Raw genomic sequence first — 15,953 nt, forward strand, 5'->3', positions numbered from 1 at the left:
CCGCCGCGTGGTAGCGGCGAAAGATCACCGTGCCGCTGCTGGTCGACATGGCATGGTAGCGCTTGCCGCGTTCCGCACCTGACAGGTCGAGCCCGGTTTCCTCGCGCACCTCACGGATCATGTTGAAATCGACGTCGACCAGCCCATCGCGAAAATCGATCGGCTCGAACGAGCCGGCGGCGAAATAGACGCGGCCGGCGTTGACTGTGTGAGGACCCATGCGGATCGCCACCAGCGCATTGTCGCCGGCCACCAGCATGGCATGGGCATAGGCATGCTCGGCGCCCGAATTCTCGCGCCGTTTCCGCCACAGCATGAACGTCGAGTAATTGACCGCATGGCAGCGGCCGATGAGACGGCTGTCGCGGTAGGCAAGTTGCGACAGCAGCACCACCATGCCGTCGAACAGCGCCGGATTGGCGGCGATTTCGTGCTGCCAGTTCTCGGCGATCGCCTCTGCATTGTCCCTTGCGAAAGGGTGCGGACCGGGATCGAGCCGGACGTCGATGTCGTCGACCGGCAGGATGACGTTGCGCGGGAGGTCGAAACTCATGCGTCAGGTCATGTCCAGCGTGATCGCCACTGGGCAATGGTCCGATGCCTTCGGCCGGTCCCAGCCGGCGCGCGGAAACCGCTCGACCTCCTGCCCCGGCGGAAAGATGGTGCGCCAGGGCTGGCCGTTGCGGATGATGTCGGGAACGGCCGTTGCGTTGCTGGCGGCAAGCCCCTTCGACAACAGGATGTAGTCGAGCTGGCACAGATGCCGCTCTTCGGGTCCTCGCGTGTGGTAGAAGCTCCAGCGGTTCATCTCCGGCCGCCTCTCGACGACATTTTCGCAAAAGCCGCCTGCCGTCAGCACGTTGATGCAGGACAGGGCTTCGTCGACCACCTCGAAGCGATAGCCGTCGATCGCATCGCCGGCCACCTTCACGCGCTGGCGATAATCATTCATGTCGCCGCAGATCGCCCAGCTCTTGTCGGCGGCATAGTCCTTGCCGAAGCGCTCCTCGATGATGCGGCGCACGGCCTGCGCTTCGGCGATGCGCACCGGCATCGTCGCCTCGCGCCCGTCGAGCCCGTTGCGCGGCGAGCCCATCGACTTGAAATGCACGAGATAGAGCGTCAGCGGCACGCCGCCCACGGTGATGTCGATCTCCAGGCAGTCGCGCCGGAAAATGCGCTCATTGGCCTGATTGCCCAGTGCCTCGAGTTCCGGCGTGTACAGCCCGAACTGCTCGTAGGTGACATAGGCGTGGCTGGTCATGCGCACGAATTCGATCGGCTGGCCCTGCGCGGTTTCGTTGCGCATCATCACGGCCACGTCGATGCCGCGCGAATCATTGCCCGATGTGGTGTATTTCTGCCGGTAGCCCTGCCCCACCATTTTGAACAAATAGCCGTATTCGAACGCCTTTAACGCCTCGATATTGTCGACTTCCTGCATGCAGATGATGTCGGCGCGGGTGGCAGCGATCGCCAGCGCCGTCAGTTGGCGCGTGTCGTCGGACTGGGCGATGGCGCGGGCCTGCTCCAGGATCCTGTATTCCGCCTCGCTCTGGATATCGAACAGCGCCAGCGTTCGATCCTCGTTGAGCTGGTTGCGATAGCCGGAAAAATCGAACCTGTTCATCAGGTTCTCGACATTGAAGGTGGCAAGGCGCAGCGACATGCCATGACCTTTGCCCGCAAGTGCTTCGGAAAACAAGCGCGCAAGACCACCATCTGAGATCGATTGGTCCTGGGTGCGTTCGCGTCATGGTTGACGGAACCTTTCCGTTCATCCGCCGTTCAGATGCAAACATCCATTGTTGCCCCATTCCTCGGGTGGGCGCGGGGCCTGTAACTCTTGGAGAGTGCAATGAATTCGCTCTTTTCTTCCACGGTCAAATCGGGGCTGATAGCCCTCGGTATCCTTTCCGGCGTCACGGCACCGTCCGCCGCCGGACCGATCATGCAGCCGGATCTGTCGATACCCACCAGCACGGCGGCGCCGAATGTCACGCCTGTCCGCGACAGCTGGGCGGGCGGCAACAACCGTCAGTTCAACAATGATTGGAGATGGCGCCGGTCGGGCAACTGGAACGGCGGCCGTCGACACTGGCAGGGCGGCGGCGGTCACTGGAATGGCGGAGACAACTGGCGTTGGCGCCATGGTCGCCATCACTATCGCGGCGGCCGTTATTACGATGATGGCGCGAGTGCCGCGATCCTTGGCCTTGGCCTGGGGCTCGGCCTCGGCAGCATGTACAACAATTACGACTACTACGATCGGCCGGCGCCGCGCCGCTACTACCGCGCGGGACGGCTTTCGAGCGCCCATGTCCAATGGTGCTACAACCGCTACCGGTCGTACCGGGCCTACGACAACACCTTCCAGCCCTACAACGGCCCGCGCCAGCAGTGCTACTCACCCTATTGAGCTGACCTGTAGCTGAGCTGACCGACAGAATGAAAAACGGCGCCACTTGGCGCCGTTTTTGTTCATGGAAGCCGCTGTTTTCGAGCGCTTGTGGATTTCGCTCAGTTCTTGGCCTTGTCGACCAGCTTGTTCTTGGAAATCCAGGGCATCATCGCGCGCAGCTTGGCGCCGACTTCCTCGATCTGGTGGCTGTCATTGTTGCGGCGGATGCCCTTGAAGCGGGACATGCCGGCGCGGTATTCCTGCATCCACTCCGAGGTGAATTTTCCCGTCTGGATGTCCTTCAGCACGCGCTTCATCTCGGCCTTGGTCTCGGCGGTGATGATGCGCGGGCCCGAGACATATTCGCCCCATTCGGCGGTGTTCGAGATCGAGTAGTTCATGTTGGCGATGCCGCCTTCATAGATCAGGTCGACGATCAGCTTGACCTCGTGCAGGCACTCGAAATAGGCCATCTCAGGCGCGTAGCCGGCTTCCACCAGCGTCTCGAAGCCGGCACGGATCAGTTCGACCAGACCGCCGCACAGCACGACCTGCTCGCCGAACAGATCGGTCTCGCATTCCTCGCGGAAATTGGTCTCGATGATGCCCGAACGGCCGCCGCCGACGCCGCAGGCGTAGGACAGGGCCAGGTCGAGCGCATTGCCCGAGGCGTCCTGGTTGACGGCGACCAGGCACGGCACGCCGCCGCCCTTCTGGTATTCGCCGCGCACCGTGTGGCCGGGACCCTTCGGCGCGATCATGACGACGTCGACCGTCGACTTCGGCTCGATCAGGCCGAAATGCACGTTGAGGCCGTGCGCGAAGGCGATAGCGGCGCCGTCACGGATGTTCGGCGCGATCTCGTTCTTGTAGATGTCGGCCTGCAGTTCGTCCGGCGTTGCCATCATCATCAGGTCGGCCCATTTGGCGGCGTCCGCCACGCTCATCACCTTGAGCCCGTCGGCCTCGACTTTGTTGGCGGTCGCCGAGCCGGCCTTGAGACCGATGGCGATTTCCTTGGCGCCGGAATCCTTGAGGTTGAGCGCATGCGCCCTGCCTTGGCTGCCATAGCCGATGATGGCGACCTTCTTGCCCTTGATCAGATTGAGATCGGCATCACGATCGTAATAGACGCGCATTTTGTCTTCCTTCCCGTTTTACAAATCAGAGGGCCTTGCGGCCGGTTGTTGCTCCATGAAGAGCGAGAAACTGCTGCGTCGCGCGCGCGGCATCGCCGCCGATCGCCGCCTCAGTCAATTCCAGCCGGTCGCCGAGCAGCAGACGGATCTGCACGTCGCGGGCGACCAGCCCGAAAAAGGTGCGGAACGCCGTCTCGGCATCCGCGAAGTCCAAAAGCCCGGTCCGTCGGCCGGCCTCAAGCACCGGCTTCAGCCGTTTGGCCAATGCGAAGCGGCCGTTCTCCAGCACGACGGCGCCGAGATTGTCCTTACCGGAACCGGCATGGCTGACCGCCACCCGATTGAGCGCGATCGACGTGTCGCTGGAAATCACCTTGAGCCAATCCGAGGCGAAGCGCTCGAGGCTCGCGGTCAGCGAGGCAAGATCGAGCCCCTTGCCGTCAACCGGCGCCACCCGCACTTTGGAGGCCTGCCATTGCACCGTCGCCGTCAGCAGCCCGTCGCGGTCGCCGAACCATTTGTAGAGCGTTTCCTTGGAGCAGCTGGCGCGGCGCGCCACGGCGGTCATGGTCAGATGATCGCCCTCTTCGACCAGCAGCCGCAACGCTGCGTCGAGCACGGCCTTCTGCCGCTCTGTCAGCGCTTCGCTGGTGTCGATCTCGGGCACGCTGTGCAACACGCTCTTCTCTCGAAAGGTCGGGCCACCGGTCATTCCGATATGCCGTACCGTACGTTACGGTTCGGCATATTGCGCAATCCAAGGCCGCGCGCAAGAGGGCGGGCGCAAAATATCTGCCAAGTGATGCGTTGCCGCGCGACAAGCCTCGCTAATCGGAGGCTGGCGGATGGCGCAATCGTCCAAGCAGTGCGGAGACCCTGGTCAATTCATCCGCCGACAGTTTGACGCCAACCAGTTCGGTGATCGACCGTCCGTAGACAGCCCACATCTGGCGGCGTGTCTCGCGGCCCTTGGCGGTGATGCGGATGGTCTGGCCGCGACCATCATCGGCCACCGTCAGTTTCTCGACGAGCCCATCGGCCTCGAGCCGGGCCAGCAGCCGCGAAATGTTGTATTGCGCGAACAGAGTGCGCTCGATGAGCTGGAACGGCCGCAGCCCGCCCTCGCCCGCCTCAGCGAGCTCATGCAGCACGTCGTACCAGGCAAGCGGCGGCAGGCCGGCGGCCTTCAACGCTTCTTCAGCGCTTTCCATCAGTTGGCGCGAAACGCGCATCAGGCGAGCCCAGGCCTTGATGGCTTCTGGCGAAGGCGTGGCTTTCTCGGTCATGGCCAAGCATAGGCAGTAGATGCATATGCATCAAGCTTGACGATCGATGCATATGCATCCATATAGATGCAAATGCATTAACTTTGGAAAACCCATGAACCACAAGCTCATCCTCGTCAGCCATCACCTCTGCCCCTATGTGCAGCGCGCCGCGATTTCGCTGGCCGAAAAGGGCGTGCCGTTCGAGCGCATCGATATCGACCTGGCCAACAAACCGGATTGGTTCAAAGCGATCTCGCCGCTCGGCAAGGTGCCGCTGCTGCGCGTGCAGCGAAATGGCGAGGAAACGGTCATCTTCGAATCGGCCGTCATCCTCGAATTCCTCGAAGAGACGCAAGCCAATCCCCTCCACCCCCTGCCGACCCCTATGCCCGCGCCCGTCATCGCGCCTGGATCGAGTTCGGTTCGGCAACCCTCAACGCCATCGGCCGGTTCTATTCAGCCTCGACCGAAGCTGGCTTCCTGGCCGAATCCAGCGCGCTGTCCGCCATGTTCGATCGCCTCGAAGCCGAGCTGGCGGACGAGCCCGGCGGACCCTGGTTCGCCAGCAAGCACTTTTCGCTGGTCGACGCCGTTTACGGTCCGGTCTTCCGCTACCTCGATGTCTTCGACCGCATCGGTGATTTCGACATTCTGGACGGCAAGCCGCTCGTTCGGGCCTGGCGCAAAGCGTTGAGTGAGCGCCCGTCGATCAGGCAAGCCGTGGCGCCGGACTATCCGCAGCGCCTGCATGCTTTCCTGCAAGCGAAGGGATCGCACCTTTCAGGGCTCATCCGGCAAAACAATCCGGCCACCGCGCTTCGGCCAGCCCGATCCGCTTGAACGGATCGATCGCGGGCAAGCGTTGGCTCGCGGCCGTCAGTTTTCGAACATGACGAAGGCGGCCCACACCCGAGGGTCCTGCGCGCCTGATATCTCGCCGTCGCGGGCATCGCGACGGGCCTGGCGCAGCGCTTCCGGATAAGTCCGCCCGGCGGCGAGATGGCCGTAGAAGCTCACCATGAAGGCAGCGGTTCCCGCATCGTCCACAGGCCAAAGGGCTAGCAACGAGCGCTTCGCACCGGCAATGTTGATTGCCGTCGGCAGGCCGCGCAAACCGCCGACGAATGTCTCCTGGCCACGGGCCGTCTCGCAGGCGGAGAGCACAAGCAGGTCGAGATTCGACAAATCCCACATCATCAGCTCCATGCCATAGAGCCGGCCGTCATCATCATCGCGCTTCATCGATTGCCGGTTTCCAGACCGGGACAGCACGACCTCACTCTGCCACAGCGCATTCACGGCGCCGACGCCGCCTTCTTTCTCGTTGCGGTAGGCACCGTGTGTGGCGAGATGCGCAACCGTGGCCTGCTCGATGTCCTTGCGCAGTGCCCGTTCGCCGGCAGCCGTCCCGGTAAGGGTCTCGACCGAATAATGATCGCCGTGCAGGATCGAGGCGATCGCGTCGACCTCCTTGCGGGTACCCGGTAGCGGTTCGGCACCCTTCTCCGCACCCCGTGCGTAATCCAGGCCGCCGGCCAGCAAGGCCTTGCCGGACTTGGGAAAACTCTGATCGATGCCTGCGTTCAACAGCGATTCCGGCCGGGTCAGCATGCGCACCAGGAAGCGATCATCGAGCGACGCGCCCTTGCTGTCCTGCAGCAACGGGAATGGCACCGAAAACAGCTTGCCGTCCGGTACCACGAAAAGCGTGTGGGCGCCGCCAAGCGACGGCTCCAGAGGTGCGATCAGATCGGCGTAAAGCCCTGTGAACGTCGCGTTCAGATCGACCAGGGTCACAGCGCCACGCTCCTGCGCGGAACGGGTCGACCTGAGGGTTGCCATGCGGGTTTCCCGGGCGGCGGGGATGAGCCGGCGCGGATCGCCGAGGTCATAGAGCGACGGCTGCTGGTCCTTGCGCGTGACGATCGCGTAGAGCCGTTCGTCTTCCAGCGGATCGGCGCTCTCGCGGTCCGCCCGCCACTTGCGAGTGATGAAATAATCGATCAGCGCCTCGTTGGGCTTCAGCAGCGTGTTGGCCGTCGGCAGAGGCTTGTCCACCACGCTTTGGTCGAAGCTGTACTTGGTCGTAACTCTCGTGATCGCCTTTTCGTACGCCGCCTGAGCCTGGTCGGGCTGTACCGCACCTGGATCGTCGGCACTGTCGCCACTGGAAGCAGCCTCCTGGTAGGCCAGGGACAGCCGTATCCCGGCCTGGATCAAATGCCGTGTCTCCATATCGTTCGGATCGATCAAACGCGACAGTCTGCGCAACTGATCCCGTTTGTCGTTTTCGAGTGTCGGCCAGCGACGCACCGCTTCAGCGAATGCCGGCACTGCCGATGCGTTGTTTTTTGCCAGCCGCGCATAGTCGTAGAGCATGTCATCGGCCAAGGCGCGGCTGGCTTCAGCGACGACCGGGTTGGCGGCCGTGCTCACCTGGAACCAATTCCAACGCAACATGTCATCGTTGAGAGCCGCAAAATCGGTGGCTGCAGCCTCGGGATTCGTCTTCGCCTTGAGGTTGGCCATGGCCTGCCGCGCGGCAAAGGTCAGCGGGTGTACCGAGCCGTATGTCGATCCGGCGATGCTATAGGCCCGACCGAGTTGGTTCATGCTGTTTTCGGTATCGCCCATGGCGGCGAAATGCGCGGCGAGCAGGTTGGCGATCTTGATTGCCAATATCTCGGGATAACTCGCGTCGTTGGTCAGCTGCAGCAAGCGTGCGAGCGTCGGCGCGTCGAGCGGCTGTGCACCGGAAAGAGCCCTGGTGTAGAGCAGCCACGCATCGGCCTGCTCAATCAAATTGCCTTCCTGCTTGAGGACGACGGCGATATCCCGGTCCTGCTGAAAATAGCGCAAGGCCTCGTCGTACTTGGCGAGGTCGAGATAGTCCTGAGCCGTGTTGTTGGCGCTGACCAGAACGTTGAAGTGATTTGGCCCGTAGTAGCCGATGCGTTTCTCGAGCACATTCAGGTCGTACTGTAAGGCGCGTGTCGGTGCCCCGATCTGACGCAGCATGTCGGCCAGATTGTTCTGCAGCTTCCAGGTGAAGCGATCATCCTGGCCAAGCACCCGCTCCGCAATCTCCAGATTGCGCTGGTCGACGTTGATCGCCGCAGCGATTTGACCGAATGCAGCGATCCCTGTCGCCAGCACATCGTTGGCATACATGAGTTCCAGGGATTCCGTGCCTTGGTAGTGGGCGTAGAGATTGGTTGCCGTAGCGCACATGGAAACGAAGCCCTGATAGTCTTTCTCGGCCTGCTTCAACATCGCGTAATTGAGATAGAAATCGGCACGCTTGGCGACATCCTGCTGCATCGCCCTGGTTTTCAGGCCTTCGGCGAAAATCTCCTCGGCGTTGTCGAGGATCTGGTTGTTGAGGAACGTCGCGCCGGCGTTCGAGTAGCTCTCCACGGTGAACTCGTAGAGGTCGCTCCTGGCCGCATCGAGCAGCGCTGCCCGCAACTGCGCATAACCATCGTCGAAGCGCCCGACCTCCATCATCAGCTTGTAGGCCGCATCGATCCGAACTTTCAGCGCCTCTTCACTGCCTGCTGGAGCCTGCTGGCCGGCTTGGCCCGGCGTCTGAGCTTGCGCCGTCGGCAAGGGCGGCGCCACGACCGACGTGGCCAGGACAGATGCAACGACCTGCATCAGGCCTAGCGATTTTCGGACTATGGACATGACAGCGTTCATGCGGATCGGTCTGAGGCGAAAAACTCTAGGATGCGGTCGTATCATGACCCGGATTTTGTCCGAAATTCCACCGTGTTTCCTTGAGTCCGATCCGCTTAAACGGATCGACCACCGTGCCCGCCACCATCGAGGCAAGGAATTGCGGCGCCGGCGGGATTTTTGCCACCGTCGCCACCAGCCTGTCGCGGATGAAAGGCAGCGCCACCGAATCCGACTGGTAGAACGGCGTGAATGCCAGCGACAGCGCCTGGAAGATGCGGACATGCCAGCGCCGCGCCTTCGCATAGGCCTCCAGCGCTGCCTCGACGTTTGACGCCCGCGCCAGCGCATTGCTGAGCGCCGCGGCATCGAGCAGCGCCATGTTCGCCCCTTGCCCGAGTTGCGGACTGGTGGAATGCGCCGCATCGCCGATGACGGCCAATCGCCTACCGGCCGGAAGCTTCATCGTGTGGTGGCCGTAGCGGGCCAGCGAGAGCTGTTCGAAACTGTCGATCTGGCTGGTGAACGCCTCGCTCTGCGGCCACAGCCGGACCACCCTTTCCTTCCAGGCGTTCAGGCCGCGAACGCGCACCTCATCGGCATCCGACGGCTTCAGGCTCCAGAAGAAGGCCGCCATCTTTTCAGCGCCCGGCTGCGGCCGGCCGATCGGCAGCACGCCGATCATCACGCTCGCTTTGTCGTAGCGTTGCAGCAGCGCGTGCTCGTCGAAACCATCGCCACGCCAGCCGAGCGAGGCCCAGAACGCGCCATAGGTGAGTGGCCGCGGCTCGCCTGGAGCGCTTTCGCGGCGCAGTTTCGAGCGCGAACCGCTGGCGTCGACGACCAGATCGAACGGCCCTGCCCGTCGCCCGTTGCCACAGATCAGCGTCGCCCGTTCGCCGGTCTCCAGGGCCTCGATCTCGACGCCGGTCTCGATGGCGATCGCCTCGCTCTGCGCGGCGCGGAAAAGCACGCCGAACAAAGCCGCCCGGTGCACCGCCAGCCCGAAGCGGCCACCGCGTTGCGCATCGTAGCGGACATCGAGCACCGTACGGCCCGTGGAAGCATCGGCGCCATGCAGGCGGTCTATGCGGCTGCCCAGCGCCAGTATGTCGTCGAGCAGGCCAAGACCGGCCAGCACCGTCAGCCCTGTCGGCTGAAGAATCAGCCCGGAGCCGACCGGCTTCGGCTCATCGAAGCGCTCGAACACGGGGACCCGATGCCCGGCCCGCCTGAGATAGAGCGCCATGGCCAGTCCCGCCGGCCCGGCGCCTGCAATTGCGATGTCGTAAGAAATGCCAATGCCCCCACAGCCGATGGCCGGGACAATCCTTCAGCGGCGGGACGAAATCAAGCCGTCACCAACGGCTTTGCGCCGCTGGTCAGCCTTGGGCGGCATCAAAATCGGCGCGTGCGCCGCGCACCGCATCATGATTGAGCTCGGCCCACAGGATCAGCTGATGCAAGGCGCCGAACATCGATTGTCCGAGATCGGTCAGGCTGTACTCGACGCTCGGCGGCTTGGTCGGGAACACCTCGCGATGCACATAGCCGTCGCGCTGCAAATCGTAGAGCGTCTGGGTCAGCATGCGCTGTGAAATGTCAGGCACCAGCCGCCGCAACTCGCCGAAGCGATAGGGCTGCTCGGCCAAAGCCATCATCAGCAGCGAGCTCCATTTGCCGCTCACGCCCTGTATGACCTCGCGGACCGGACAATTGGAGAAGTTGCCGCCGCCGGAGACCGCCTTGTAGACCTCCAACTTCGATCTCAGATTGACAATCTTGCTGTCCACCGCTGGTTCCCTGCGCGTGCCTACCTCCCGAAAAACTGCCTTCTTTACGGCTCTGGGTCAATTCCTATTTTAGTGCTGGTCTCTTTTTGAGACCACCACTCGAACCGCCTTAGCGGCGCAATGTCAGGATCTTCCATGACCCAAACCCTTCTCGTCACCGGCGCTTCCGGCCAGCTCGGCCGCGGCGTCATCAACCACCTGCTGGACACGTTCAAGGTCCCCGCGGGCCGGATCATCGCCACCACCCGCAATCCGGAAAACCTTGCCGAGTTGGCGGCGCGAGGCGTCATCACAAGGGCGGCTGACTTCGACGACACACTATCGTTGGAGGCTGCTTTCAAGGGCGCCGACAGGGTGCTGATCATCTCGACCGGCGAGATCGACCTGCTACACGGCAAGCGCCTGAGGCAGCACCAGAACGCGGTTGCCGCCGCTAAAAAGGCCGGTGTTTCCCACCTTCTCTACACCTCGATGCCCAACCCGGAACCGGTTTCGCCGGTGCTGTTTGCCAATGATCACTACGGCACCGAGCAGGCGATCAAAGCGAGCGGCATCCCCTACACGATCTTCCGCAACGGCTGGTACCAGGAGAACCTGTTCATGGCCCTGCCGCACGCCATCGCTTCGGGAAAATGGTACACGTCCGCCGGCGACGGCCGCATGGCGCACGGTGCGCGCGACGACATGGCGGCAGCGATCGCCGCCGGCCTCGCTGACGCATCAAGCGAAAGCGAGACCTACACCTTGACCGGCCCGCAGGCCTACACGACGGCCGAGATCGCCGCCCTGGTAAGCGAGGTCACCGGCAAGCCGCTCGATGTCGTCCAGGTTTCGGATGAAGCCTTGACCGAAGGCGTGAAGGCATCAGGCGTTCCCGAGGATTTCGCTGAGGTCATCGTGTCCTTCGACGCCAACACGCGCGCCGGCCGTATCGCCATGGTGACCGACGCAATCGAGTCGCTTTCGGGCAGGACGCCAAAGACGTTGAAGCAATTCCTCGAGGCGAACAAGGTCGCCCTGGCCGGTTGAAGCGGAGTGACATGGACTGTGCCGTGAGGCACAGTCCATTCGCCGATCCGGCATGCCCCTAGATCGCCACCTGCGTGCCGATCTCCACCACGCGCCCGGTCGGGATCTGGAAATACTCCGTCGCGTCCGCCGCCGTGCGGGCCAGGCCGATGAACAGCCGGTCCTGCCACACCGGCATGCCGGAATTGGGCGAGGCCTTGAGCGAACGCCGCGACAGGAAGAACGAGGTCGTCATGATGTCGAACTTCCAGCCCTGCTTGCGGCAGATCGCCAGCGCGCGCGGGATGTTGGGCTGCTCCATGTAGCCGAAGGTCAGCGTCACGCGCATGAACAGCTCGTTGACCGTCTCCATCTTGACCCGGTCGCTGTCGGGCACCACCGGCTGCGGCGCGGTCACCACCGAAAGGATGACGTTCTGCTCATGCAGCACCTTGTAGTGCTTCAGGCTGTGCATCAGTGCGGTTGGCGCACTGAGCGGATCGCTGGTCAGGAACACGGCGGTGCCTGACACCAGCTGAGGCTTCTTCTTCAACAGATTGCCGGCGAGGAAATCCAGCGGGATCTCGTTGCGTCGGGTCTTGTCGAACAGATAGCGGCTGCCACGCACCCAGGTCCACATGGCCAGCACGACGGTGAAGGCCACGGCCAGCGAGGCCCAGCCGCCCTCGAACACCTTGACGATGTTGGAGGCAAAGAAGCCGACATCGATGAAGCCGAACAGCGCCGTAAGCGAGATTGCCACCCACAGCCGCCATTTCCAGATGCGCGTCATGACGACATAGAGCAGCACCGTCGTCACCAGCATGTTGCCGGTCACCGAAATACCGTAGGCCGACGCCAGCCTGCTGGACTCGCCGAAGCCGACCACCAGCATCATCACCACCAGCGCCAGCAGAAGATTGACGCGCGGCATGTAGATCTGGCCGGACTGTTTCTCCGACGTGTGCAGGATTTCGAGCCGCGGCAGCATGTTGAGCTGCACCGCCTGCCTGGTCAGCGAGAACGCGCCTGATATCACCGCCTGGCTGGCGATGACCGTGGCGGCAGTCGCCAGCACGACCATCGGGATCAGCGTCCAGCCTTCGTTCATCTCGAAGAACGGATGGCCGACGACGCCATTCTTGGCCAGCACGAAGGCACCCTGCCCGGCATAATTGAGCAGCAGGCAGGGAAACACGATCGCCAGCCAGGCCAGCACGATCGGCTTGCGGCCGAAATGGCCGAGATCGGCATAGAGCGCTTCGGCGCCGGTCACGGCGAGAAAGATGGCGCCGATGGTCACGAAGGCGACATCGGGCGAATTGATCAGGAAGGCGACGATATAGTGCGGGCTCACCGCCCACAGGATTTCCGGATCGGCGATGATGTGGTTGAGGCCGGAAAGGCCGATGGCCAGGAACCATACCGCGGTCACCGGGCCGAACACCAATCCCACCCCGCCCGTGCCAAAGCGCTGCACCGCGAACACCATGGCAAGGATGACCAATGTCAGCGGCACGACATAGGGCTGGAAGGTCGGCGTGACGACATTCATGCCCTCGACCGCCGACAGCACCGAAATCGCCGGTGTGATGACGGCGTCACCGAAGAAAAGCGATGCCCCGACGATGCCGATAGCGAGCATCAATGCTGAACGCTTGGGGAAACTGCCGCGCGCCAGCGCCATCAGCGACAGCACGCCGCCCTCGCCGCGGTTGTCGGCGCGCAGCACGAACATGATGTATTTGATGGTGACGGTGATCGTCAGCGACCAGATGATCAGCGAGAGTACGCCGAGGATGTCGCCACGGTTGGCGACGTTGCCACCCGCTGATGCATGCAACGCCTCGCGAAATGCATAGATCGGGCTGGTGCCTATATCGCCATAAACGACACCTAGTGCGCCCAACATCAGCACCTTGGTGCTGTGCTGTTCGACCTCAGAATGGCTCGATTGTTCGACAGGTTCTGCCTCGTTACCAGCATTGGTAAGGGCCATGGACGACACTCCGATAAGCGCGCGGTGCTCTACGCTTGCTGCGATGCAATATCAAGTGCCGTCGCGTAATGGCTGCCATGCCTGCCGCGCCAGGCTGCCCATTGCTACCATCCGCAGGCCTTGAGGAACCGACCCACCGTGCCGGCCATGCCATACTCCAACGCGTCGGCTGTCAACCCATGTCCGATCGACACTTCGGCCAATGCCGGAATGCGCTTGACCAGCGCCGGCAGATTGCCGACCACCAGATCGTGCCCGGCATTGACCTGCAGCCCGGCGGCAAGCGCAGCGTCAGCGGTTTTTCCCAATCTTTCCAGCTCCTTGGCCGCTTTGGCGGAATCTGTGTGATAGCTGCCATATGGACCAGTATAGAGCTCGATGCGATCGGCACCGGTGTCGCGTGCGGCCGCCACCCAATCGGAATCAGGGTCGGAAAACAGCGACACGCGAAAGCCCCCTTTTTTCAAGCGTTTGACGATCGGTGTAAGGAACGCGGCCTGGGTGGCGAAGTTCCAGCCATGGTCCGATGTCGCCTGGGCCGGATCGTCCGGCACCAAAGTCACCTGCTCAGGCTGATGCTTTTCCACAAGCAACAGGAAATCCTCGGTCGGATAGCCTTCGATGTTGAATTCCGCGCGCGGAAACTCGTCGTCGAACAGCGACCGGATCTCAGGCAGATCGGAGTGTCTTGTGTGCCGCTCGTCGGGACGCGGATGCACCGTCAGCCCATGCGCCCCGGCCGCCAGCGCAATGCGGCCGAGGCCGGTCACGCTTGGCCACGGCAGGTCGCGCCGGTTGCGCAGCATGGCGATGGCATTGAGGTTGACGGAGAGCTTTGCAGGCATGCGGGCGGCCTCGGAAATCATTCAACGCGCCCACCTATAATGCCTTTGACGGGAACAGTAATGCCTTTGGTGGGAACAGACTGGGGGTTTCGGGTGTTCCAAGCCTGATGAACGAGCCGGGAAAGGAAAGCGCCGATGAATTTTCTCGATGAGGTTCCGGCAATTCGCCGTATCGAGACCAGCCGCGACGACCTTTTCGCCATCGATGTCGTCGGGCACGTTTCCGCGGCCGACGGTGAAAATCTTTTCGGGCTGCTGGAGGCAGCCTATGCCCTGCATCCGCGCATCGATGTGCTGGTGCGCCTCGTCGACCACGATGGCGTCGACTGGGCCGACATCGCGGACGAGACCCTGAAGCAGGGCGCCATCCATGCATTGGAACATGTCGGCCGTTGCGCAACCATCGGCGAACCGGACTGGATAGCGGACGCACAACGCTTTCTGCCGTCCTCACCGCCCGTTGAAATCAGGCACTTCAAGGCGGAGGACGAGGCCGCCGCCTGGCAATGGCTTGCCGCGCAGCCTATCGGAGCAACAGCATCCGGCGCCCCTACCTGACGATCGTCAGCCGCTCGGCCGCCCGCGTGATGGCGGTGTAGAGCCAGCGCTGGCGGGTTTCCTTGAAGGCCCAGCTTTCATCGAACAGCACAATCTCGTTCCATTGCGAGCCCTGCGCCTTGTGCACGGTCAGCGCGTAGCCGTAGTCGAAATCGTCGAAGCGCTTCTTCTGCTGCCAGGGGATATCGGCATCGGGATCCTCGAACGCCGCCTTGAGCAGCTTGATCTTGGCGACGCCGCGATCCGGATCGTCCTCTTCCGGCGACACCAGAAGGTTGATGCCGGGCTTCACCGTCTCGCGCGACGAGGTCATCACCTTCCACAGCGAGCCGTTGAGCAGGCCCTTGGCCGGATCGTTGCGCAGGCAGACGAGCTTGTCGCCGGCCTGCGGATAATCGGCGTTGAAGCCCTTGAGCTCGCGTAGCCGCTGATTGTAGCGGCGACGCGTGCGGTTGGTGCCGACCAGCACCTGGTCCGCCTTCAGCACCAGTTCCTGGGTGACGTCTTCCTTGCCGATCACCTGCGCCGTGCCATAGTCGCCACGCATGAATTCACGGCCCTCGCGCACATCGAGCGCCAGCCGCAGGATCGGGTTGTCGCGCGCCTGCCGGTGGATTTCGGTGAGCAGGAAATCCGGCTCGTGGTCGGTGAAGAAGCCGCCGCCCGAGATCGGCGGCAGCTGGCCGGGGTCGCCCAGCACCAGGATCGGCGTGCCGAAACTCATCAGGTCGCGGCCGAGCTGCTCGTCGACCATCGAGCATTCGTCGATGACGACCAGTTTCGCCCGCGTAATCGGGCTCTGGCGGTTAAGCGAGAAGGTCGGCGACATCGAGGTCTTGCCGGTGACCTCGTCCGATACCGATTCCTCGCCCTTCGGCCGATAGATCAGCGAATGAATGGTGCGCGCATTGACCGCGCCCTTGGAGCGCAGCACCTGCGCCGCCTTGCCGGTGAAGGCGGCGAACTGCACCTGGCCGTCGACATGTTCGGCGAAATACCGCGCCAGCGTCGTCTTGCCGGTGCCGGCATAGCCGAACAGCCGGAACAGCTGCGGCTGGCCGGTCTTCAGCCATTGGGCGACCGCCTTCAGCGCGTCGTCCTGTTGGGGAGAGAATTCCATCAGCGCGAGAGACCGGATTCGCAAGGGAAAGACAAGACAGCCGCCACCATCATCGATGCGCCGGGACGCTTCAATGCCGCCGACGGGTCAGGCTATCAGGCGCAGACAAGAACGTAAAGGGAACATACAAGCTCACCCCACACC

Annotated in this window: 14 protein-coding genes and 1 pseudogene; 4 read left to right on the top strand and 11 right to left on the bottom strand. The window is 62.8% G+C overall.

Going from position 1 to position 15,953, the window contains the following annotated elements; translation table 11 throughout:
- A partial coding sequence (locus EOC06_RS16240; RefSeq protein WP_128308242.1) for a hypothetical protein occupies window positions 1-553 on the bottom strand: 553 nt, incomplete at its 3' end.
- 3 nt (window positions 554-556) lie between these two features.
- Complete coding sequence (locus EOC06_RS16245; protein WP_128308243.1) at window positions 557-1,669, bottom strand: endonuclease/exonuclease/phosphatase family protein; 1,113 nt, start codon at window positions 1,667-1,669, stop codon at window positions 557-559.
- Between the two features lie 189 nt (window positions 1,670-1,858).
- On the opposite strand from EOC06_RS16245, the gene EOC06_RS16250 reads away from it, so the two are divergent.
- On the top strand, window positions 1,859-2,419 hold the full coding sequence (locus EOC06_RS16250; protein WP_127270702.1) for a BA14K family protein: 561 nt from the start codon (window positions 1,859-1,861) through the stop codon (window positions 2,417-2,419).
- Window positions 2,420-2,520: 101 nt separating this feature from the next.
- Here EOC06_RS16250 and ilvC read toward each other — a convergent pair whose 3' ends face one another.
- The 3 genes from ilvC to EOC06_RS16265 all read right to left on the bottom strand — a co-directional run bounded on the left by ilvC (window position 2,521) and on the right by EOC06_RS16265 (window position 4,826).
- The gene (gene ilvC / locus EOC06_RS16255) at window positions 2,521-3,540 is read right to left on the bottom strand and encodes a ketol-acid reductoisomerase (RefSeq protein ID WP_127322642.1); all 1,020 of its coding nucleotides are present in this window, start codon (window positions 3,538-3,540) and stop codon (window positions 2,521-2,523) included.
- A gap of 25 nt (window positions 3,541-3,565) precedes the next feature.
- Window positions 3,566-4,219, bottom strand: a complete 654-nt coding sequence (locus EOC06_RS16260; RefSeq protein WP_128308244.1) for a TetR/AcrR family transcriptional regulator — start codon at window positions 4,217-4,219, stop codon at window positions 3,566-3,568.
- A 148-nt stretch (window positions 4,220-4,367) separates the two neighbouring features.
- Window positions 4,368-4,826: a MarR family winged helix-turn-helix transcriptional regulator gene (locus EOC06_RS16265; protein WP_128308245.1), complete on the bottom strand. Its 459-nt coding sequence runs from the start codon at window positions 4,824-4,826 to the stop codon at window positions 4,368-4,370.
- Between the two features lie 94 nt (window positions 4,827-4,920).
- Between EOC06_RS16265 and EOC06_RS16270 the strand changes: the two are divergent.
- Window positions 4,921-5,648 (top strand): annotated as a pseudogene (locus EOC06_RS16270) (glutathione S-transferase family protein).
- 36 nt (window positions 5,649-5,684) lie between these two features.
- Here EOC06_RS16270 and EOC06_RS16275 read toward each other — a convergent pair.
- From EOC06_RS16275 to EOC06_RS16285, 3 genes are all read right to left on the bottom strand, one after another.
- Window positions 5,685-8,495 (bottom strand): CHAT domain-containing protein, encoded by a 2,811-nt coding sequence (locus EOC06_RS16275; RefSeq protein WP_164898610.1) that lies wholly within the window; start codon window positions 8,493-8,495, stop codon window positions 5,685-5,687.
- A 37-nt stretch (window positions 8,496-8,532) separates the two neighbouring features.
- Window positions 8,533-9,735: an NAD(P)/FAD-dependent oxidoreductase gene (locus EOC06_RS16280; protein ID WP_245469655.1), complete on the bottom strand. Its 1,203-nt coding sequence runs from the start codon at window positions 9,733-9,735 to the stop codon at window positions 8,533-8,535.
- 133 nt (window positions 9,736-9,868) lie between these two features.
- Window positions 9,869-10,279, bottom strand: a complete 411-nt coding sequence (locus tag EOC06_RS16285) for a helix-turn-helix domain-containing protein (RefSeq protein ID WP_128308248.1) — start codon at window positions 10,277-10,279, stop codon at window positions 9,869-9,871.
- Window positions 10,280-10,414: 135 nt separating this feature from the next.
- On the opposite strand from EOC06_RS16285, the gene EOC06_RS16290 reads away from it, so the two are divergent.
- Window positions 10,415-11,308, top strand: a complete 894-nt coding sequence (locus tag EOC06_RS16290) for an SDR family oxidoreductase (RefSeq protein WP_128308249.1) — start codon at window positions 10,415-10,417, stop codon at window positions 11,306-11,308.
- A 58-nt stretch (window positions 11,309-11,366) separates the two neighbouring features.
- On the opposite strand, the gene EOC06_RS16295 is transcribed toward EOC06_RS16290, so the two are convergent.
- Both EOC06_RS16295 and EOC06_RS16300 read right to left on the bottom strand, forming a co-directional pair.
- Window positions 11,367-13,286 carry a potassium transporter Kup gene (locus EOC06_RS16295; RefSeq protein WP_128308250.1) on the bottom strand — a complete coding sequence of 640 codons (1,920 nt, stop codon included), beginning with the start codon at window positions 13,284-13,286 and terminating at the stop codon, window positions 11,367-11,369.
- 104 nt (window positions 13,287-13,390) lie between these two features.
- Window positions 13,391-14,131, bottom strand: a complete 741-nt coding sequence (locus EOC06_RS16300; RefSeq protein WP_128308253.1) for a pyridoxine 5'-phosphate synthase — start codon at window positions 14,129-14,131, stop codon at window positions 13,391-13,393.
- A 135-nt stretch (window positions 14,132-14,266) separates the two neighbouring features.
- Here EOC06_RS16300 and EOC06_RS16305 point away from each other — a divergent pair, with 135 nt between their 5' ends.
- Window positions 14,267-14,689, top strand: coding sequence for an STAS/SEC14 domain-containing protein (locus tag EOC06_RS16305; RefSeq protein ID WP_127328939.1), 423 nt, complete (start codon window positions 14,267-14,269; stop codon window positions 14,687-14,689).
- Here EOC06_RS16305 and EOC06_RS16310 read toward each other — a convergent pair.
- The gene (locus EOC06_RS16310; RefSeq protein ID WP_027034850.1) at window positions 14,682-15,809 is read right to left on the bottom strand and encodes an ATP-dependent RecD-like DNA helicase; all 1,128 of its coding nucleotides are present in this window, start codon (window positions 15,807-15,809) and stop codon (window positions 14,682-14,684) included. The genes EOC06_RS16305 and EOC06_RS16310 overlap by 8 nt on opposite strands.
- Between the last annotated feature and the right edge of the window lie 144 nt (window positions 15,810-15,953).

Source organism: Mesorhizobium sp. M7A.F.Ca.MR.362.00.0.0 (genome assembly GCF_004023175.1).
Classification (GTDB): Bacteria; Pseudomonadota; Alphaproteobacteria; order Rhizobiales; family Rhizobiaceae; genus Mesorhizobium.